This window comes from Leifsonia poae (genome assembly GCF_050632195.1).
Taxonomy (GTDB): domain Bacteria; phylum Actinomycetota; class Actinomycetes; order Actinomycetales; family Microbacteriaceae; genus Leifsonia; species Leifsonia poae_C.
Map to the genome: position 1 here is coordinate 1,226,435 of NZ_CP192580.1, position 18,590 is coordinate 1,245,024.

20 protein-coding genes and 1 pseudogene are annotated in these 18,590 nt (G+C 66.0%); 12 read left to right on the forward strand and 9 right to left on the reverse strand.

The annotated features are described in order from the left end of the window. Positions 1–112: 112 nt before the first annotated feature. Together ACQ86A_RS06260 and ACQ86A_RS06265 are read right to left on the reverse strand one after the other, a co-directional pair. Complete coding sequence (locus ACQ86A_RS06260; protein WP_431279714.1) at positions 113–346, reverse strand: acyl-CoA carboxylase epsilon subunit; 234 nt, start codon at positions 344–346, stop codon at positions 113–115. Further along, positions 343–1,974, reverse strand: a complete 1,632-nt coding sequence (locus ACQ86A_RS06265; RefSeq protein WP_431279715.1) for an acyl-CoA carboxylase subunit beta — start codon at positions 1,972–1,974, stop codon at positions 343–345. The genes ACQ86A_RS06260 and ACQ86A_RS06265 overlap by 4 nt, the downstream gene beginning before the upstream one ends. 76 nt (positions 1,975–2,050) lie before the next feature. On the opposite strand from ACQ86A_RS06265, the gene ACQ86A_RS06270 reads away from it, so the two are divergent. Both ACQ86A_RS06270 and ACQ86A_RS06275 read left to right on the forward strand, forming a co-directional pair. Continuing rightward, complete coding sequence (locus ACQ86A_RS06270; RefSeq protein ID WP_431279716.1) at positions 2,051–2,815, forward strand: biotin--[acetyl-CoA-carboxylase] ligase; 765 nt, start codon at positions 2,051–2,053, stop codon at positions 2,813–2,815. A 6-nt stretch (positions 2,816–2,821) separates the two neighbouring features. Continuing rightward, complete coding sequence (locus ACQ86A_RS06275; RefSeq protein ID WP_431279717.1) at positions 2,822–3,370, forward strand: PH domain-containing protein; 549 nt, start codon at positions 2,822–2,824, stop codon at positions 3,368–3,370. On the opposite strand, the gene ACQ86A_RS06280 is transcribed toward ACQ86A_RS06275, so the two are convergent. Then, a complete protein-coding gene (locus ACQ86A_RS06280) occupies positions 3,332–3,889 on the reverse strand; it encodes a GtrA family protein (RefSeq protein WP_431279718.1) in 558 nt (185 codons plus the stop codon). The genes ACQ86A_RS06275 and ACQ86A_RS06280 overlap by 39 nt on opposite strands. Positions 3,890–4,010: 121 nt before the next feature. Between ACQ86A_RS06280 and ACQ86A_RS06285 the strand changes: the two genes are divergently transcribed. The 4 genes from ACQ86A_RS06285 to ACQ86A_RS06300 all read left to right on the forward strand — a co-directional run bounded on the left by ACQ86A_RS06285 (position 4,011) and on the right by ACQ86A_RS06300 (position 8,433). Continuing rightward, on the forward strand, positions 4,011–5,150 hold the full coding sequence (locus tag ACQ86A_RS06285; protein ID WP_431279719.1) for a 5-(carboxyamino)imidazole ribonucleotide synthase: 1,140 nt from the start codon (positions 4,011–4,013) through the stop codon (positions 5,148–5,150). Between the two features lie 95 nt (positions 5,151–5,245). Then, positions 5,246–5,713, forward strand: a complete 468-nt coding sequence (purE, locus tag ACQ86A_RS06290; RefSeq protein WP_431279720.1) for a 5-(carboxyamino)imidazole ribonucleotide mutase — start codon at positions 5,246–5,248, stop codon at positions 5,711–5,713. After that, entirely contained in the window at positions 5,710–7,071 is a 1,362-nt protein-coding gene (locus ACQ86A_RS06295) for an LCP family protein (protein ID WP_431279721.1), read from the forward strand. Before purE ends, ACQ86A_RS06295 begins: the two co-directional genes overlap by 4 nt. 138 nt (positions 7,072–7,209) lie before the next feature. Next, positions 7,210–8,433 (forward strand): acyltransferase family protein, encoded by a 1,224-nt coding sequence (locus tag ACQ86A_RS06300; RefSeq protein WP_431279722.1) that lies wholly within the window; start codon positions 7,210–7,212, stop codon positions 8,431–8,433. On the opposite strand, the gene ACQ86A_RS06305 is transcribed toward ACQ86A_RS06300, so the two are convergent. From ACQ86A_RS06305 to rfbB, 3 genes and pseudogenes are all read right to left on the reverse strand, one after another. After that, positions 8,343–9,620 carry a glycosyltransferase gene (locus ACQ86A_RS06305; RefSeq protein ID WP_431279723.1) on the reverse strand — a complete coding sequence of 426 codons (1,278 nt, stop codon included), beginning with the start codon at positions 9,618–9,620 and terminating at the stop codon, positions 8,343–8,345. The two genes, ACQ86A_RS06300 and ACQ86A_RS06305, sit on opposite strands and share 91 nt — an antisense overlap. Then, a complete protein-coding gene (gene rfbD, locus ACQ86A_RS06310) occupies positions 9,617–10,471 on the reverse strand; it encodes a dTDP-4-dehydrorhamnose reductase (protein WP_431279724.1) in 855 nt (284 codons plus the stop codon). Before rfbD ends, ACQ86A_RS06305 begins: the two co-directional genes overlap by 4 nt. A gap of 1 nt (position 10,472) precedes the next feature. Beyond that, a pseudogene (rfbB, locus tag ACQ86A_RS06315) lies at positions 10,473–11,461 on the reverse strand (dTDP-glucose 4,6-dehydratase). 70 nt (positions 11,462–11,531) lie between these two features. On the opposite strand from rfbB, the gene ACQ86A_RS06320 reads away from it, so the two are divergent. Together ACQ86A_RS06320 and rfbA are read left to right on the forward strand one after the other, a co-directional pair. After that, on the forward strand, positions 11,532–12,143 hold the full coding sequence (locus tag ACQ86A_RS06320; RefSeq protein ID WP_431279725.1) for a dTDP-4-dehydrorhamnose 3,5-epimerase family protein: 612 nt from the start codon (positions 11,532–11,534) through the stop codon (positions 12,141–12,143). A 4-nt stretch (positions 12,144–12,147) separates the two neighbouring features. After that, complete coding sequence (gene rfbA, locus ACQ86A_RS06325; RefSeq protein WP_431279726.1) at positions 12,148–13,017, forward strand: glucose-1-phosphate thymidylyltransferase RfbA; 870 nt, start codon at positions 12,148–12,150, stop codon at positions 13,015–13,017. A 1-nt stretch (position 13,018) separates the two neighbouring features. Here the strand turns inward: rfbA and ACQ86A_RS06330 are convergent, their stop codons facing one another. Both ACQ86A_RS06330 and ACQ86A_RS06335 read right to left on the reverse strand, forming a co-directional pair. Then, on the reverse strand, positions 13,019–13,165 hold the full coding sequence (locus tag ACQ86A_RS06330) for a hypothetical protein (RefSeq protein ID WP_431279727.1): 147 nt from the start codon (positions 13,163–13,165) through the stop codon (positions 13,019–13,021). Beyond that, complete coding sequence (locus ACQ86A_RS06335) at positions 13,162–13,893, reverse strand: glycosyltransferase (protein ID WP_431279728.1); 732 nt, start codon at positions 13,891–13,893, stop codon at positions 13,162–13,164. Before ACQ86A_RS06335 ends, ACQ86A_RS06330 begins: the two co-directional genes overlap by 4 nt. 169 nt (positions 13,894–14,062) lie before the next feature. On the opposite strand from ACQ86A_RS06335, the gene ACQ86A_RS06340 reads away from it, so the two are divergent. The 4 genes from ACQ86A_RS06340 (at position 14,063) to ACQ86A_RS06355 (ending at position 17,274) form a co-directional block, all read left to right on the forward strand. After that, complete coding sequence (locus tag ACQ86A_RS06340) at positions 14,063–14,761, forward strand: hypothetical protein (protein ID WP_431279729.1); 699 nt, start codon at positions 14,063–14,065, stop codon at positions 14,759–14,761. A 204-nt stretch (positions 14,762–14,965) separates the two neighbouring features. Next, positions 14,966–15,331 carry a hypothetical protein gene (locus tag ACQ86A_RS06345; RefSeq protein WP_431280389.1) on the forward strand — a complete coding sequence of 122 codons (366 nt, stop codon included), beginning with the start codon at positions 14,966–14,968 and terminating at the stop codon, positions 15,329–15,331. Next, the gene (locus ACQ86A_RS06350) at positions 15,324–16,253 is read left to right on the forward strand and encodes an NAD-dependent epimerase/dehydratase family protein (protein ID WP_431279730.1); all 930 of its coding nucleotides are present in this window, start codon (positions 15,324–15,326) and stop codon (positions 16,251–16,253) included. Before ACQ86A_RS06345 ends, ACQ86A_RS06350 begins: the two co-directional genes overlap by 8 nt. Continuing rightward, positions 16,246–17,274: a glycosyltransferase family A protein gene (locus ACQ86A_RS06355; protein ID WP_431279731.1), complete on the forward strand. Its 1,029-nt coding sequence runs from the start codon at positions 16,246–16,248 to the stop codon at positions 17,272–17,274. The genes ACQ86A_RS06350 and ACQ86A_RS06355 overlap by 8 nt, the downstream gene beginning before the upstream one ends. A 58-nt stretch (positions 17,275–17,332) precedes the next feature. Here the strand turns inward: ACQ86A_RS06355 and ACQ86A_RS06360 are convergent, their stop codons facing one another. Further along, positions 17,333–18,520: an ABC transporter ATP-binding protein gene (locus ACQ86A_RS06360; protein WP_431279732.1), complete on the reverse strand. Its 1,188-nt coding sequence runs from the start codon at positions 18,518–18,520 to the stop codon at positions 17,333–17,335. Positions 18,521–18,590 lie beyond the last annotated feature (70 nt).

Sequence of the window (18,590 nt, forward strand, 5' to 3'; positions counted from 1 at the left end):
AGTCCGCCCCGTACTGCCGCGAATTGCAGGCTACCCCGCCAACGGGGGTCACTCAATCGGGGTACAACGCGGACAATCCGCTAGGCGAACGACCCACCCCTGAGACCGCGGTTCAGCCCGAGAACGAACGCCAGGATCCGGCTTCAGGATGCACGGGCTCGCGCAACGCTCGCTGGGTCCGCGACCACCCGTCCACACCCTCCGACGCCTGCTGCTCCGCAGCTGCCGCCTGCTGCTCCGCAGCCGCCGCCGTGAGCACAGCAGTCACCGCGGCGATCTCCTCCGGCGTCACGCCACGCGTGACGAACTGGATCTGCTCGGCCGACAGCTCCGGCTGCTCGCTCACAGGGGGATGTTCCCGTGCTTCTTCGGCGGCATCGACGAACGCTTGGTCCGCAGCGCGCGCAGCGCCTTCACGACGGACACGCGGGTTGCGGCAGGCTCGATGACTCCGTCGAGCTCACCGCGCTCGGCGGCCAGGAAGGGGCTGGCCACGTTGTACGTGTACTCGTTCGCGAGCTTGGTGCGCACGGCTGCGACGTCTTCGCCCGCCTCTTCAGCGCGCTTGATCTCGCCGCGGTACAGGATGTTCACCGCACCCTGCCCGCCCATGACCGCGATCTCGGCGGTGGGCCAGGCGAGGTTGATGTCGGCGCCGAGCTGCTTCGAGCCCATGACGATGTACGCGCCGCCGTACGCCTTGCGCGTGATGATCGTTACGAGCGGAACGGTGGCCTCGGCGTATGCGTAGAGGAGTTTCGCGCCGCGGCGGATGACGCCCGTCCACTCCTGGTCGGTTCCGGGCAGGTACCCGGGAACGTCGACGAGGGTGAGGATCGGGATGCTGAACGCGTCGCAGAAGCGCACGAACCGCGAGGCCTTCTCGCCGGCGTCGATGTTGAGCGTTCCGGCCATGGCGTTGGGCTGGTTGGCCACGATGCCGACGGAGCGTCCCTCGACGCGGGCGAATCCGATCACGATGTTCGGGGCGAACAGCGGTTGGACCTCGAGGAACTCGCCGTCGTCGACGATGCCCTCGATGATCGACTTCACGTCGTAGGGCTGGTTGGGCGAGTCCGGGATGATCGTGTTGAGCTTGCGGTCCGCATCCGTCGTCTCGAGCTCGGGCTCGGTCGCGTAGACGGGGAGCTCGGCGAGGTTGTTCTGCGGCAGGTACGAGAGCAGCGTGCGAGCGTAGTCGAGCGCATCCTCTTCGTCGCTGGCGAGGTAGTGCGAGACGCCGGAGATCTTGTTGTGGGTGAGCGCGCCGCCGAGCTCCTCCATGCCGACGTCTTCACCGGTGACGGTCTTGATGACGTCCGGTCCGGTCACGAACATCTGGCTCGACTTGTCGACCATGATGACGAAGTCGGTGAGGGCGGGGGAGTAGACCGCGCCACCTGCGGCCGGGCCCATGACGATAGAGAGCTGGGGGATGACGCCGGATGCTGCTGTGTTGCGCCGGAAAATCTCGCCGTATTTGCCGAGCGCGACCACACCCTCCTGGATGCGCGCGCCGCCCGAGTCGAGGATGCCGATGATCGGCACGCCGGTCTTGAGGGCGTGGTCCATGACCTTGATGATCTTCTCGCCGGCGACCTCGCCGAGCGAGCCGCCGAAGATGGTGAAGTCCTGGCTGTACACCGCCACGTTGCGGCCGTGGATCGTGCCGACGCCGGTGACGACCGCGTCGCCGTAAGGGCGCTTGCTCTCCATGCCGAAGGCGTGGGTGCGGTGGCGCACGAACTCGTCGAACTCGACGAAGGATCCCTGGTCGAGGAGCAGGTCGATGCGCTCGCGGGCGGTGAGCTTGCCCTTGGCGTGCTGCTTCTCGATCGCTGCCTGGCCGCTCGCGGTCACGGCCTCGTGGAACCGCTCCTTGAGGTCGGCCAGCTTGCCGGCGGTCGTGTGCAGATCAGGGGCCGAGGGCGCAGGGGCGCTCTGTCGCGGTTCAGTGTCGGTCACGCGTTTCACTCTACCGGCCAGCGGATGGGCCGTGCCGTTGAGGATTCCCTACAAAAACCAGCCCGCCCGCTGGCAGACTGAGGCAATGGAGTTCCGTCGTAGTCGCGCCGTCGTCCCCGTCCTCGAATACCTGGAGGAGGCAGGGTCGACCAACGACGTGCTGGTGGCGCGTGCATCAGGGCTGCCCGATCTGTCCGTCATCGTGACCGCGAACCAGACCGGCGGCCGGGGAAGGCTCGGGCGCGTGTGGGTGTCGCCTCCCGGCAAAGCGCTCGCGATCTCCATCCTGCTGAAGCCGACCGGCCTGTCCGTCGAGAGCTTCGGCTGGTTCCCGTTGCTCGCCGGTCTCGCGATGAGCCGTGCGGTCTCGACGTTCGTGTCTGCGCCGGTCGCGGTGAAGTGGCCGAACGACGTGCTGATCGACGGCGCGAAGGTGAGCGGCACGCTCGCCGAGTTGCTCCCCGATCTGTCCGGCGTGGTCATCGGCGCCGGACTCAACCTGAGCCTCGGTCGAGACGAGCTGCCCACCGACACATCCACGTCGCTGACCCTTGCCGGCGCATCCGGCGACCTGGACCCGGATGCGGTCCTCTCGGCCTACCTGACCGCCTTCAGCACCCTCTACCGCGAGTTCCTCACCGCGGGCGGCGATCCCGTCGAGAGCACACTCCTCGATTCCGTCCTCGAGGGATGCGACACGATCGGCCGTTCGGTCCGCGTCGAGTTGCCGGGGGCGCAGAATCTGCTCGGAACCGCGACGGGCATCGACGAGCAGGGCCGCCTCCTGGTGCGGACGGATGCGGGCATCACGGCTGTCGCGGCCGGCGACGTCACGCACCTGCGGTATTAATAGGGCATGAGCAACACGCCTGAGGGAGCTCCCGCCCAGCCTCCCGAGAGAATCGTGGCGCGTCTGCGCCCGAACGCTCGCGTCTTGTTCTGGCCGAGCATCGTGCTGATCGCCACCTGTGGCGCCCTGGGCTATTTCGCCGGGCAATTCGACGAGGTGTGGGAGATCGTGCTGCTCTGGTCTGCGGCGGCGGCACTCGTGCTGCTGTTGTTCCTCCTCCCGCTCGCGTTCTGGCTCAGCAAGCGGTACACGATCACGACGCGCCGAATCATCCTGAGGCACGGATTCTTCGTTCGCGTTCGGCAGGAGCTGTTGCACAGCCGCGGGTACGACGTGACGCTCAAGCGCAACTGGCTGCAGAGCGCCTTCAGGTCGGGGGATGTGCGCATCAACTCGGGGCTGGAGCGCCCGGTCGTGCTCAAAGACGTTCCCAAGGCCGACACTGTGCAGCGCGCGCTCAACGATCTGATGGAGCACTCGCAGACGGTCGTCGCGGTGCGACGTCAGCAGAGCGAGTCAGTCTCCGATGAGACCACGGTCTGGGGTTCCCGATAGCGAGGTCGGCAGGGTCGTCGTGACCGTCGCCGCGTTCGGGCGCGCTGCCGGTACGTTCGCCTCGCGGCGCGCGGCCCGCTTCGGTGAGAACACCCACCACCGGTAGAACGCGAACCGGAACAGCGTGCCCAGAACGAGGCCGATCACATTGTTGGCGATATTGTCCGCGAGCAGCGAGGTGAAGCCGAGCACGTAGTGGGAGATCCAGACGCAGAAGAGCGGGATGCCCATCCCCGCCAGGCTGACGATGAAGAATTCAACGCCCTCGCGCGCCGTGTTGCTCTGACGCTGGGCCGCGAACGCCCAGTATCGATTGCCCACCCAGTTCGTGCCGATGGCGACGACGGTCGCGATCACCGTGGCGTAGATGGTCCCGTGGTGCACTCCGCTGAAGACCGTGAGCATCAGGCCGTTGAACACGACGAGGTTCACGACGAATCCCACAGCGCCGACGGCGCCGAATTTCACGAGCTGCGGCAGGAGTCGCGAGCGTCGGACGGGACTTGAATCCAGGGCCATGCTTCCAACCGAATCGAATGCGCGAAGATAGGGAGTGCACAGCGAGCGTACGCGAGAATGCGGTTCGCAATCTGGGAGTTCCCCCTCCCCAGCCTGAAGGATATCGAGGAGAAGACGGTCGATGACTAAGAACACGGTGGGCGTGATCGGCGGCGGGCAGCTGGCCAGGATGATGATCCCTCCGGCGATCGAGCTCGGCATCGACATCCGCGTGCTCGAAGAGGCCGAGGGGATGAGCGCCGAGATCGCCGCGAGCGGGGTCGGCGACTACCGCGATCTCGACACGGTGCTGGCGTTCGCCGAGACCGTCGACGTCATCACGTTCGACCATGAGCATGTGCCGCCCGCGATCTTGCGCGAGCTCGTCTCGCGCGGCATCCCCGTGCATCCGGGGCCCGATGCGCTGCTCTACGCCCAGGACAAGCTCCAGATGCGGGCCAAGCTCAGCGAGCTCGGGGTTCCCGTGCCCGACTGGGCGGCGGTCGAGTCTGCCGACGAGCTCGGCGCCTTCCTCGACGACCACGGCGGTCGCGCGGTGGTGAAGACGGCTCGCGGCGGCTACGACGGCAAGGGCGTGCGCGTGGTGACCGAAGCATCCGGAGCCGACGACTGGTTCCTCGCGCTCGCCGAAGACGGCCGCGGCGGAGCCCTGCTGGTCGAGGAGCTCGTCTCCTTCCAGCGCGAGCTCGCCCAGCTGATCGCACGCCGACCGTCGGGGGAGACAGCGGTCTGGCCCGTCGTGGAGACCATCCAGCGCGACGGCGTGTGCGCTGAGGTCATCGCGCCGGCCCCGCAGTCGGCCGAACGGGTGGTGGAGCTGGCCGCCGAGATCGCCCGCACGATCGCGACCGAGCTCGGTGTCACGGGTGTTCTCGCCGTGGAGATGTTCGAGACGACCGACGGCCGCGTGCTCGTCAACGAGCTGGCCATGCGACCGCACAACAGCGGGCACTGGTCCATCGAGGGCGCCGTCACCAGCCAGTTCGAACAGCACCTGCGAGCCGTACTCGACCTGCCCCTCGGGGCACCGGATGTCCGCGACGAGTGGGCGGTGATGGTCAACATCCTGGGTGGGCCGGCCGAGGGCACGCTGCAGGACAGGTACCCGGCGGCGCTCGCCGCGCATCCCTCGGCCAAGCTGCACGGCTACGGCAAGGAGCCGCGCCCCGGCCGCAAGGTGGGCCACGTCACGGTCTGCGGGGACGACCTCGACGACGTCGTGTACAACGCGCGCGGGGCGGCTTCTTTCTTCATCGACTAGGGCCGGCGTGCGTGGCGCAGCACGGTTGCGCGCGAGCTGCGCCCTAGCATTGACGCCATGCCCGTCACGTCCGAGAACCCCGCGTCGCGATCTACATGGGGTCGGACTCGGACTGGTCGGTGATGCAGGATGCGTCGCAGGTCTTGACCGAGTTCGGCGTCGCCCATGAGGTAGAAGTGGTTTCCGCGCACCGCACGCCCGACAAGATGATCGAGTTCGGGCGCAAAGCCGCCGGTCGCGGAATCCGCGTGATCATCGCCGGTGCCGGCGGGGCCGCGCACCTGCCGGGCATGCTCGCGGCGGTCACGACTCTCCCGGTCGTCGGCGTACCCGTGCCGCTCGCCCGACTCGACGGTCTGGACTCGCTGCTCTCCATCGTGCAGATGCCGGGCGGGATCCCCGTCGCCACCGTGTCGATCGGCGGGGCCAAGAACGCCGGGCTCCTCGCTGTGCGCATCCTCGCCACCGCGGACGAGCAGCTGGCAGCAGCCCTCGACAAGTACGCCAGCGACCTCGAAGCCGCTGTCGAGCAGAAGAACCAGGCGCTCAAAGACCGACTATGAGTATTGCCAGCCCGATCCGTTTTCCGGACACAGCATCCGCGCACACGATGACGAAGCGGGGATGGTGGCTCGTCGGCCTCAACGTGCTGCTGCCGGGCTCGGCGCAGGTCGTGGCGGGCGACCGGAGGCTGGGCCGGGTGGGCATCTTCGCCACCCTGCTGCTGTGGCTGCTCGTCCTCGTCGCGTTGGTCGTCTACCTGATCTGGCCGACCGTGATCTACACCCTCTTCACGCAGGCGGTGAGCCTGTGGGTGGTTCAGATCGCACTCGTGCTCTACGCGGTGCTCTGGGTTGTGCTCACTCTCGATACCCTGCGGCTCGTGCGACTCGTGAGGACGAAGTCGAACGCCCGGGGATGGATCGCAGCCTTCGCGGTTCTGATCATGGTGGGGCTGACCTGCACGGCAGGGTACGGCTCGGTCGTCGCGGGTTCGGCCCGTGGCGCGTTGGGCGACATCTTCTCGGCGGGCCCGTCGCAGGCGCCGATCGACGGCCGCTACAACATCATGCTGCTCGGCGGCGATGCGGGACCGGATCGCGAGGGACTCCGCCCCGACTCCATGTCCGTGGTGAGCATCGACGCGAACACGGGTCAGGCGGTCACGATCGGTCTGCCGCGTGACCTCGACCCCGTGCCGTTCTCGACCGACTCGCCGATGTACGCGCTCTACCCGAACGGCTACGGGTACAAGGGCCGGTGCGACGTCGACGTGTGCCAGCTCAACTCGATCTATACCGAGGCGACCGTCTACAAGTCCGCGCTGTATCCCGACGCGAAGCAGCAGAACAGCGATCCGGGCATCGAATCGATGCGGGATGCACTCGAGGGAGCGACCGGCCTCAAGATCCAGTACTACGTGCTCATCGACATGCAGGGCTTCGCCGACCTGGTCGACGCGCTCGGCGGAGTCGACGTCACGGTGAAGGACAAGCTGCCGATCGGCGGCGACGAGAACCTCAACGGGGTCATCGACTGGATCCAGCCCGGCAAACAGCACCTCAACGGCTACTACGCGCAATGGTTCGCGCGGTCCCGCCACGGCACGAGCGACTACGACCGCATGGCGCGTCAACGTCAGCTTCAGGATGCGATCCTCAAGCAGGTCAACCCGGTCAACGTCGTCTCGAAGTTCCAGGGGATCGCCGCGGCGGGCACTCAGGTCGTGAAGACGGACATCCCGCAGTCGATGCTCGGGTATTTCGTCGACCTCGGCATGAAGACGCGCAAACTGCCGGTGAAGCAGCTGGAACTGGTGCCGCCGACCATCGATCCGGCGCATCCGGACTACACCCAGATCCACCAGCTGGTTCAGGATGCGGTGGCTCCCGCGACCCCGTCGCCGACGTCCGCGAAATAGCCGTTCCGCGGGCGTTCCGCGGGCGTTCCGCCCTGCATTGCCGCCCGCGTCGTACACACCTGACCCCTATTCGAGGCACAGAGTCTCCACAGTATCCAGGGGTACCGTCTTACGCCTATGTCGAGTACTGGTGTGAAGATGAATGCGAAATCAGGTGGGCGGCTCGCCGCTCTGGATGGTGTGCGCGGGCTAGCTGCGCTGATCGTCCTCGCCCATCACTCCCTCTACACGAACCCTCTTTTCCCGGGAACTCCCGGCGCAGGAAACGTCCAGGTCGGAACGCCGATGTGGTGGATCAGCTACACGCCGCTGAAGCTCGCCACGGCCGGCTGGGAGTCCGTGATCATCTTCTTCGTGCTGAGCGGGCTGGTGGTCACTCTGCCCGTCGTGCGCAGGGCCGGGTTCGACTGGATCGCCTACTTCCCGCGTCGCGTCGTGCGACTCATGGTGCCGGTCGTCGCATCCGTGATTCTCGCAGCGGTCTTCGTGATGGCGATCCCGCAGATCAGCACGCAGGCCAAGGGCACCTGGCTGAGTGACTCGTCGACGCCGAACTTCGGCTGGGAGTACATCGTCAAGGCCTGGGATCTGCTCGGCGGTGACGGCCAGATCAACAACCCGCTCTGGTCGCTGCGCTGGGAGCTGATCTTCTCGCTGGCTCTTCCCGTGTTCGTGATCGCCGCCCTGGCGATGCGCAAATGGTGGCTCGGCGGCCTGGCGGGCGCAGTCGTGCTCACCTGGCTGGGCGTGCGCACCGATGCAGGCGCCCTGAGCTATCTGCCCGCGTTCTTCGTCGGCGCCGTGCTGGCCGTGCGACTGGATGCCGTGCGCAACTTCGCCGATCGGATGAACACGCGCAAGGTCCGCCACCTGTTCTGGTTCGTGATGGCGTTCGGCGGCGCGATGCTGATGATCGCGCCCTGGCTGTTCGGACCTGACATCGCCGACATGAAGGAGCTGACCTTCGCCCTCAAGGGTCTTGCGCCTCTCGGTGCTGCCGCGATCGTCGTGGCCGCCATCGGCTGGGCTCCGCTCCGGGCGCTGTTCGAGTCGAAGCCGCTGCAGTTCGCGGGCACGATCTCGTTCAGCCTGTATCTGGTGCACGTGCCGATCATCATCTTCAGCACCTACCTGTTCGCCGGTGCAGTCTGGTACGTGCCGCTGCTGTTCGCGATCCCGGTGGCACTCCTCGTCGCCGTCGGATTCACGTGGCTCGTCGAGAAGCGCAGCCACGGCTGGTCGCGCGCGATCGGCTCCTGGGCCTCTGAGCGCTATCGCGCGTCGTTCGGCCGGTCGGAGCAGCCCGAGGAGGCATCGACCTCCGTCGAGCGGCCGAGTCGCGCATCCGTCGACGCCGGCTGAGCGGCCTGGTCGTGGAACGCTTGAACGGCCTGCTCAGAGGTCGGCGTGCAGCTGCCAGACACGCTCGGCGGAGTCCCGCCAGCTGAAGGCACGCGCACGGTCGGCGGCGAGCACCGCCAGCCGGGTGCGGAGGGCGTCATCGGTGAGGACACGTCCGATGGCCGCGGCGAGACGCTCCGAGTACGCGTCTTCGTCTTCCTGGGTCGGCGAGACCGGGGGCGCTCGACGATCAGGCTTGCGCCGGCCGCGACCTCGACCAGTGCGGGATCGTCCGAGTGGATGACCGGGGTGCCGAATTTGAAGGCCTCGACGATGGGCAGGCCGAAGCCCTCCGCGACACTGGGGAACACGAAGACGGTTGCGCGGTCGAGCGCGACGGCGAGATCGTCGTCGTCGAGCTGACCGAGGGCGCGCACGCGGTCTTCGGGGAGGCCGGCCGCGGCTGCGACGCCCGTCGCCGATCCGTCGCCATAGCGATCCGGCCCGGCTATGAGAAGCGGAATGCCGAGTGCCTCCGGCCTCGCGACCGCACGGATGAGTGGAGCGATACCCTTGCGCGGCATGATCGACCCCAACGTGAACGCGTACTGCGCGGGCAGGCCGAGGCGCTCAGCGCGCTCGTCGGCGTCGGCCGGCAGCCTCAGCGTGCTCGCGGGTGCACCGCCGATGACGCGGATGCGGTCGCCCAGGTCGACGAACTCGGCCAGTCGGTCTGCCACGGCGTGCGTGGGGACCACGACGGCATCTGCGAACTTGCGGGCGCGCTTGGCCATCGCCTTGTGCCACATCACGCTTCCCGACGGGAGCGACTCCGGATGCGTCCACGGCAGCACATCGTGGATCGTCACCGTCGTCTGGTCGCCCTCGCCGCGGTCGTGCTTGCGGAGCGGGGCGAAAAGCGTCGGCGCGTGGATCATGCCGCTCGCTCCCGGAACGGCGAGCCCCGACTGCCAGGCCACGGTCAGTTCGCGTCGGGCGAGCGGAAGCTTGGTGAGTCGCGCGATGCCCGGCAGGCGTGCGCTGAGCTCGTCGATGGCCTCCTGCGGGAGGTTGGACACGATCCCTTCGACCTCGGTCCCTGCCGGTGCTGTCGCGATGATCTGCCGAGCCAGCTCTTCGGCATAACGCCGGGATCCCGAGGAGCCGTCGACGATGAGCTCATCAACGACCACTCTGAGGGTTGTCATTCTGCTTCCAAGACTCCATGACGTGAGGCGTCGGCCAATGCTTCCTTCCACTCCCGCATCGGCGGGAGCCCGACGGCCTGCCACGCAGTGTGGCCGAGCACAGAGTATGACGGGCGAGCAGCGGGTCGCACGAACTGTGCACTGTCGGTGGGTGTGACCCTATCAGGGTTCAAACCGGCCTCGCTGAACACGGCTTTGGCGAACTCGTACCAGGTCGCTTCGCCCGAATTCGTGCCGTGATAGATGCCGGCCGGGGCGTCCGCGTCGAGCAGAGCCACGATGCGTACGGCCAGATCTCCGCTCCAGGTCGGCTGGCCGAGCTGGTCGGCGACGACGCCCACCGTGTCGTGGGAGCCCGCGAGACGAACCATCGTCTTGGCGAAGTTGGGGCCGCCCGCGCCGTACAGCCACGCCGTTCGCACGATGTATGTGCCTTCGGGATGCGCGGCAAGAGCGAGCTCCTCGCCCGCCGCCTTGGTGCGTCCGTACGCGTTGATCGGGTCGCGCGGCGCGTTCTCCTCGTACGGAGAGGTCGCCGCGCCGTCGAAGACATAGTCGGTCGAGATCGTCACCAGCTTGGCGCCGTTCTCCGCCGCGGCGATGGCGAGGTTCTGAGGACCGGTGGCGTTGACGGCGTACGCCTGTTCTTCGTGCGTCTCGGCGTCGTCGACCTTCGTGTACGCGGCTGCGTTGATGACGGCGTCGTGGCCGGCGACGGCGGCGCGGACGGCGTCGAGATCGGTGACGTCGAGGTCGGCGCGGCCGAGCGCGGTGACATCACGACCGGCGAGCGCTCGCTGCAGATCGGCTCCGAGCATCCCGGACGCGCCGGTGATCAGGTAACGCGTCACGTCAGTTGTCCAGTGCCGCGCGAGCCTTCAGCGGCTCCCACCAGGAGCGGTTGTCGCGGTACCACTGCACGACGTCGGCGAGACCCTGCTCGAACGGAACGAGCGGTTCGTAGCCGAGCTCCGACCGGATCTTCGAGATGTCGACCGAGTAGCGGAGGTCGTGGCCGAGACGGTCGGCGACGCGGTCCACGTAAGACCAGTCCTTGCCGGTGGCGTCCAGCAGGAGCTGGGTGAGCTCCTTGTTGGTCAGCTCGGTGCCGCCGCCGATGTTGTAGATCTCGCCGGCCCGGCCGTTGACCAGCACCATCGCGATGCCGCGGGTGTGGTCGTCGACGTGCAGCCAGTCGCGGATGTTGTTGCCCTCGCCGTAGAGCGGCACGTGCTTGTCATCGATCAGGTTCGTGACGAACAGCGGGATGACCTTCTCCGGGAAGTGGTACGGGCCGTAGTTGTTCGAGCAGCGCGTGATGGACACGTTCAAGCCGTGGGTGCGGAAGTAGCTGCGGGCGAGCAGATCGCTTCCTGCCTTCGACGCCGAGTACGGCGAGTTCGGCTCGAGCGGCCGGTCCTCGGCCCACGAGCCCTCGGCGATGGAGCCGTAGACCTCGTCGGTGGAGACGTGCACGAAGCGCTTGAGGTTGTTGCGCAGCGCCGCGTCGAGCAGCTGCTGCGTTCCGAGCACGTTGGTCTCGACGAAGATCGACGCGTCGCGCACGGAGCGGTCGACGTGAGACTCGGCGGCGAAGTGCACGACCGCATCCACCGACGGGAAGAGCTCGTCGAGCAGGCCGCCGTTGCGGATGTCGCCCTTGATGAACGTGTAACGGGGGAGTCGGCGACGGGCGCCAGGTTCTCCAGGTTGCCCGAGTAGGTCAGCGCGTCGAGCACGACGACCTCGGCGCCCTCCAGGCCGTGGTAAGCATCCTGGAGCGTGCGACGGACGAAATTGGAGCCGATGAAACCGGCGCCGCCGGTGACGAGAATCTTCATGGTGATGGGTGCTTTCTGTCGACAAACGCGTCAGAGTCTACCGTCGGCACCTGATTGGTAGACTCCGTGGGTGCAAATTCGTGAACTCGCAATCCCCGACGCATACGAGATCACTCCCAAGCAGCACGCGGACGACCGTGGCCTGTTTCTGGAGTGGTACCGCTTCGACCGACTGGAGGAGACCGTCGGGCACAGCCTGAGTCTCCGGCAGGGCAACACCTCGGTCTCGAAGCGCGGGTCCGTTCGCGGCATCCACTTCGCGGACATCCCGCCGAGCCAGGCGAAGTACGTGACCGCGCCGTACGGGGCCGTGCTCGACTTCGTCATCGACATCCGTGTCGGATCGCCGACGTACGGCAAGTGGGACAGCGTGCTCCTCGACGACAAGGACCGTCGGGCCATCTACGTCGCCGAAGGTCTGGGGCACTGCTTCGTCGCGCTGACCGAGAATGCGACCGTCAGCTACCTCGTGTCCGACGTCTACAACCCGACCGCCGAGCACGGGATCAACCCGCTCGACGAGGAGATCGCGCTGGTCTTCCCCGCCGAGGCGGGCGACCTGCTGCTGTCGCCGAAGGACACCGACGCCCCCGGTCTGGCCGAAGCGGCCGCCGCTGGGCTCCTGCCGACCTGGGATGCCGCTCGCGCGTTCTATGCCACCCTCGACAACGGAGGTAAGTAACCGCATGCGCGGAATCATTCTGGCCGGCGGCTCCGGCACCCGGCTCTGGCCGATCACCAAAGGCATCTCCAAGCAGTTGATGCCGATCTATGACAAGCCGATGATCTACTACCCCCTGTCGACGCTGATGATGGCGGGCATCCGGGAGATCCTCATCATCACGACCCCGGAGTACAACGAGCAGTTCCAGGCGCTCCTCGGTGACGGATCGAGTCTCGGCATCCGTCTCGAGTACGCGGTCCAGCCGTCGCCCGACGGTCTTGCTCAGGCGTTCATCATCGGCGAGGAGTTCATCGGCGACGAGTCGGTGGCCCTGGTTCTCGGCGACAACATCTTCCACGGGGCGGGTCTCGGGTCTTCGCTGCGCGACCACAACGACATCGACGGCGCCCTCATCTTCGCGTACCACGTCAGCAACCCGACCGCCTACGGCGTGGTCGAGTTCGACGACGATTTCAAGGCGCTCTCCATCGAAGAGAAGCCGACTCGACCGAAGAGCAACTATGCGGTGCCGGGTCTCTACTTCTACGACAACTCGATCGTCGAGCTGGCGAAGACCATCGAGCCGAGCGCGCGGGGTGAGCTCGAGATCTCGACGGTCAACGAGCGCTACCTCAACGACGGCAAGCTTCAGGTTCAGGTACTCGATCGGGGCACGGCGTGGCTCGACACCGGCACATTCGAGTCCATGATGCAGGCATCCGAGTACGTTCGCGTGATCGAGGACCGTCAGGGCTTCAAGGTGGGCTGCATCGAGGAGATCGCCTGGCGTGCGGGCTGGATCGACGATGCCCAGCTGGAGAAGCTCGCAAAGCCGCTGGTGAAGAGCGGGTACGGAACCTATCTGATGGTGCTGCTGGCCGCCGACGCGTGAACTACCGGGAGCGCCGGCTCTTGGCGATGAGGTAGCGGGAACGCACATCCAGCCCGACTCGGAGCACCCAGCGCAGCGGCGCCAGAGCGGCCCCAGAGTACTTCTTGCTGAGATACCGGTAGGCGCTGTCGTGATGCACCTGGATCATGCGGGCTGATTCGGTGGTCGTCGAGTGGGCGCCCGTGTGCACGACCTCGGCGCTCGGCACGTACACCGACCGGTAGCCGTGCTTGCCGAGCCTGTACCCGAGATCCACATCCTCGAAGTACATGAAGAAGCCCTCATCGAACCCACCGAGGTCGTCGAAAGCTTCGCGGAGACCATCACGAAAGATCCGGAGAGCCAGCCGACCTCGCGCTCGCGCTCGGATCCTTCCTGATCTTCGCGGTAGGACCGGGTCCACGGGTTCGAAGGCCAGAGGCCGCCGAACAGGGCGTGCCCGACACCCGTCCGCAGCGAAGGCAGCTTGCGGGCAGACGGATACACGGTGCCGTCTTCGTTCAGCACCCGGGGGCCGACAGCGCCCGCCTCGGGGAGCCGCTCGAGGGCGCGCACGAGCGCGGTCACGGCACCGGGCTCGATCAGGACGTCGGGATTCGATACCAGCACGTATCGGATGCGTTCCGGCATGGCCCGCACGGCCGCGTTCACCGCGCCGCCGTAGCCGAGGTTCTGGTCGAGTTCGAGGAGCTGCGCCCCGTACTCCCGGGTGAACTCCCGCGTCTGCTCGATGTCGCGTGAACCGTTGTCGGCGACGATCACTGTGAGACTCGCGTCCTCTCCCTCACGCAGGGATGAGAGAAAAGGGCCGAGGTGCGAACTCGAGTTGTATGCGACCGTGGCGACCGCGACAGACTCGAGGGAGGTGGGAGACATCGCACACAAGCATATGGTGCCGAACGGCCGTCGCCCGCTGTTACAGATCGACCCTCGGCGAACGCACAAGGCGCGATTGCTAGACTTACACGCTGTCCGGCTCACGGCCGCCGGGCTGCCAGTCATTGAGTAGGGGAGACGATTGAGCGCGTTCGGCAGAGGATACAGAGTGCTCCGCGAGCAGGGCCCCCGTGCTCTTTTCGCCAAGACGGCGAGGCTCACGTTGCGTCCGTTCCGCATCCTGAGAGATGAGGGCCCCAGGGCGCTGAGCGCTCGAGTGCTCCGCAAAGCGCACACACGCCTCACCGTCAACACGCCGATGATGCTCGTCGCCTCCGCCGATGCCGAAGCGGTCGACTGGACCGTTCCTGCACCACAGCTCGCCGACCCCATCGTCGTCAAGGAGGGGCCGGTCGACATCTCGTGGATCATGTCGCCTCCGGGCAAGGAATCCGGCGGACACCAGAACCTCTTCCGATTCATCGAATTCGCCGAGCGGGCGGGCCACCGCTGCACGATCTACCTGTACACGTCGAGTGAGGGCCAGGTGAGCATCCCCGAGGTGAGGGCGATGCTCTCGTCGACGGATGCGTACCCGCACCTCGACGCAGACATCCGCATGTTCAACCGCGATACCGGCGTGCACCGCGAGACACAGGCGCTCTTCGCCACCGGCTGGGAGACGGCGTACCCTGCCTACCTCGACAGCAGCCTCGCGCGTAGGTTCTATTTCGTGCAGGACTTCGAATCATCCTTCTACCCCTCGGCAGCGAGTCGTTGCTCGCCGAGAACACCTACAAGTTCGGCTTCCACGGCATCACGGCCGGCGGGTGGCTTTCGCACAAGCTCAGCTCCGAGTACGGCATGACCACCGATCACTTCGACTTCGCGGTCGATAAATCGCGCTACCACGTGACCAATTCGGGCCGCCGCAGCGAGATCTTCTTCTACGCCCGCCCGGTGACCCCGCGACGCGCCTTCGAGCTGGGCCTGCTCTCTCTCGCCGAAGTTCGCCAAGGAGAAGCCCGACATCACGATCAACCTGGCGGGATGGGATGTCTCGAATTGGAACATCCCCTTCGAGCACAACAACCTGGCGAGCCTCGAGATCTCCGAGTTGAACAGCGTCTACAACCGCTGCGCCGCAGGCCTCGTCATGTCCCTGTCGAATATGTCACTGCTGCCGCTGGAGCTCCTGTCGAGCGGTGTGGCCCCGGTCGTCAACGACGGTCCCAACAACCGGATGGTGTCCGACAACCCATTCATCGAATACGTCCCGGTGTCGCCGCGGGCTATCGCTCGTCGCCTGGTCGAGGTCGTGGACCGTGAGGATGCCCCCGAGCGGTCGGTCGCCATGTCGGAGTCGGTGTCGACGATCGACTGGAAGGACTCGGGCGACCAGTTCGTGGCCGCGTTCGAGAGGGCGATGCGTGGCTAAGGCAGTCGTCATCGGGGCGAACGGTTTCATCGGCTCCCACCTCGTCGACGGACTGTCGGCTGCGGGCCATGAGGTGCGCGCGTTCGACCGGTACAGCTCCCGACGCCCCACCTTCCACTCCCCGGACGCGGAGGTCCGAGTCGGCGAATTCCTCAGCCGTTCCGACATCGACAGTGCCGTCCAAGGCCAGGACCATGTCTTCCACTTCCTTTCGACGACGACGCCGGCGACCGCGGAATCCGACCCGACGCTCGATATCCGAACCAATCTCGCGCAGTCCGTCGAACTTCTCGAGTCCTGTGCCGCCGCGGGGGTGAAGCACGTCTACTTCGCGTCCACCGGTGGAGCCATCTACGGCCAGCAAGGAAAAGGGGAGTACTCGGAGGACGACAGGACGTTGCCCATCTCGCCGTACGCCATCGGCAAGCTCGCGATCGAGCGATACCTCGGCTACTTCAAGGCGACGCACGGGGTGGACTCGACGATCTTCCGCATCTCGAACCCATACGGCACGCGCCAGCACCCCAACAAGAAGCAGGGACTCATCCCGATCGCGCTTCGGCAGATCCTTTCGGGCAAGCCGGTCATGCGTTTCGGAGACGGTTCGATGGTGCGCGACTACGTGTACGTCGAAGACCTCGTCGACATGATCGTTCCGATGGTCGGTCGCCAGACGGTCTATGACCTCTATAACCTCGGCAGCGGCGCCGGGCACTCGGTTGCGGGGGTGCTCGACTCGTTGCGGCGGGTCACCGGCATTGATTTCGACATCGAGGAACGCCCGACTCCGCCGACATTCGTCGACAAGGTCGTGCTCGACACGAGCCGTTACCGGACGGAGTTCGGTGACCAGCCGTTGACGTCGCTCGACGACGGCATCCGCAAGACATTCGAAGAGATGAAAGAAGAGACCGGTGCCTGATTCGCCCGTGGCGACCGTTGCCATCCTCACCTACAACGGCGAGAAGTACATCGACAGCATTCTGCGCAAGCTGCAGAAGCAGGAGATCGACGGCGAGTTCGAGGTGCTCGTGATCGATTCCGGCTCGACCGACAAGACCCTCGATATCGTCAGACGGTATCCGGATGTGCGGCTTCACAGCATCCCGAACGACGAATTCGGCCACGGTCGCACCAGGAACCTGGCGGCACAGCTCGCCAACGGCGAATTCGTCGCCTTCCTGACGCATGATGCGGTGCCGAGCACCAAGCACTGGCTGAGTGAGTTGCTCGAACCGTTCGAGCGCTTTCCCCAGGTGGTGGCGGTTCTCGGCAAGCAAGTCGCTCGGCCGAAGGCCTTTCCTCTGCAGCGTTACGAGATCCACGGTATGTTCCGGAATCTCGGGCCCGATTATGGCACTACGCTCTTCTACCGCACTCCCGCGCTGGCTAAGAAGCCCGCTGTGCTGGACGCCATGTCGTACTACTCCGACGTGAACTCGGCTGTACGTCGCGATTTCCTGCTGAACGTCATCCCGTATCGCGACGTGCGCTACGCGGAGGACCAACTGTTCGGGCGGGACGTGATCGACGAGGGCTACGTGAAGGCGTACGCGCCCCGCGGCGCGGTCGACCACTCCAATGACCTCACCCTCCAGGAGTACGGTCACCGCATTTTCGACGAGACTGTCGGCCTGCGCCAGAACGGGCATGACATCCCCACGATCAGTCGTTTAGCCGTCGTGAGGTATGCCTTGCACGGCACCCTCGGCGATGCGCTGCGAATTGTGCGCGACCGGGCTTACAGTCCGCAGCGCAAATTGTTCTGGTTGGTCGTGAACCCGATGTACCACCTGAAGAAGTGGAACAGCTATCGCGCATCCACTCTGGTCGATCTCGACGACCACGGCGCCATCAAGGCGGGCTCGCTGGAACACAAGCGCAAGCTGCACCACGAGTCGCGGCGGAGTGCCGAGGCGACGACAGGCGGTCCGGCCTCCTGACACGAAGGAGAAACGCGGCCGTCCCAGGAGGGCGGCCGCGTTTTCTTGTGGCTGGGGCTCAGCTGCCGGTATGCACCGTGACGTCGGCCGTCACCGACGGGGTCAAGCGCAGAACCCCGTTGCCGTAGTCATTTCCCGGGATATCGAATGTGCCCGCGGGGGTGGCAAGATCGAAGTTCTTTCCCGCTTTGTTGCCGAGTCCGATGTTGATGAGGTACTTGCCCGGGCCGAGACGCACATCCGGGATCTCGAAAACGAGTTCGTGCCGCCCCGGGGTGTTCGGAAGAGCCGGGCCCTCGAACGTCGTCATGTTGTAAAGACGCATGCCGAGCGGCGTCTCGATCGAGAACCCGACGCCCCAGTCCTGCGTCGGCTCGTTGATGTCGACGCCGAGGCGGGCGGTCAGGTGGGCCGTGTCGCCGCGCATATCGGTCTCGACGTCGAACGAGCCGATCTCGTATGCGAGCCTGCGCCGGGTACCGTCGGGGTTCTGCAGCAGAGCACGGCGCTCGCCCTCATAGCCATCGCGCAGGATGCGGATACCCTCGCCCGGATCTCCGTCGTGCTGCACCCTGCCTCCATCGAGCACGACCACACGGTCGCACAGGGAGCCGACCTGCTCAGCCGAATGGCTGACCAAGATGATCGTGCGTCCCTCGTTCTGGAACTCTGCGATCTTCTCCATGCACTTGCGCTGGAACGGTTCGTCGCCGACGGCCAAGACTTCGTCGACGAGGAGCAGATCGGGGTCAACATGGACGGCTACGGCGAAAGCGAGCCGCACGTACATGCCCGAGCTGTAGAACTTGACCTGCGTGTCGATGAAGCTCGCGATACCGGAGAAGTCGACGATCGCATCGAAGTATCGATCCGTCTCTTTGCGTGTCAGTCCCAGGATCGCCGCGTTCAGGTAGACGTTGTCGCGACCCGTGAGGTCGGGATGGAACCCCGCACCCAGTTCGAGCAGGGCCGCCATCCGCCCACGACGATAAACGGAACCCGACGACGGCTGGATGATCCCACCGATGACCTTGAGCAGGGTGGACTTTCCGGAACCGTTGTGACCGACGAGGCCAACGGTGCTGCCCGACTCGATGTCGAGGTCGATGTCGCGCAGGGCCCAGAAGTCGTCGCGATGCTTGCGCGACGCGCCGAAGTTGACGATGCGCTCCTTGAACGACTTGTCCTTGTGCAGCAGGAAGCGCTTCGAGACGTCGTTGACGCTTGCGATGACAGTGGCGGGCATGGGTCAGAGCTCCTGTGCGAAGTTGCCCTGGAGGCGCGCGAACGCAGCGCTGCGCGAGCCAGAGGAGGAC

Excerpts from the sequence above, each read along its gene's own strand:
- ACQ86A_RS06270 (WP_431279716.1), top strand. The coding sequence starts at position 2,051 with ATGGAGTTCCGTCGTAGTCGCGCCGTCGTCCCCGTCCTCGAATACCTG.
- ACQ86A_RS06275 (WP_431279717.1), top strand. The coding sequence starts at position 2,822 with ATGAGCAACACGCCTGAGGGAGCTCCCGCCCAGCCTCCCGAGAGAATC.
- ACQ86A_RS06280 (WP_431279718.1), bottom strand. The coding sequence starts at position 3,889 with ATGGCCCTGGATTCAAGTCCCGTCCGACGCTCGCGACTCCTGCCGCAG.
- ACQ86A_RS06285 (WP_431279719.1), top strand. The coding sequence starts at position 4,011 with ATGACTAAGAACACGGTGGGCGTGATCGGCGGCGGGCAGCTGGCCAGG.
- purE (WP_431279720.1), top strand. The coding sequence starts at position 5,246 with ATGGGGTCGGACTCGGACTGGTCGGTGATGCAGGATGCGTCGCAGGTC.
- ACQ86A_RS06295 (WP_431279721.1), top strand. The coding sequence starts at position 5,710 with ATGAGTATTGCCAGCCCGATCCGTTTTCCGGACACAGCATCCGCGCAC.
- ACQ86A_RS06300 (WP_431279722.1), top strand. The coding sequence starts at position 7,210 with ATGAATGCGAAATCAGGTGGGCGGCTCGCCGCTCTGGATGGTGTGCGC.
- ACQ86A_RS06305 (WP_431279723.1), bottom strand. The coding sequence starts at position 9,620 with ATGACAACCCTCAGAGTGGTCGTTGATGAGCTCATCGTCGACGGCTCC.
- rfbA (WP_431279726.1), top strand. The coding sequence starts at position 12,148 with ATGCGCGGAATCATTCTGGCCGGCGGCTCCGGCACCCGGCTCTGGCCG.
- ACQ86A_RS06330 (WP_431279727.1), bottom strand. The coding sequence starts at position 13,165 with ATGATCCAGGTGCATCACGACAGCGCCTACCGGTATCTCAGCAAGAAG.
- ACQ86A_RS06335 (WP_431279728.1), bottom strand. The coding sequence starts at position 13,893 with ATGTCTCCCACCTCCCTCGAGTCTGTCGCGGTCGCCACGGTCGCATAC.
- ACQ86A_RS06360 (WP_431279732.1), bottom strand. The coding sequence starts at position 18,520 with ATGCCCGCCACTGTCATCGCAAGCGTCAACGACGTCTCGAAGCGCTTC.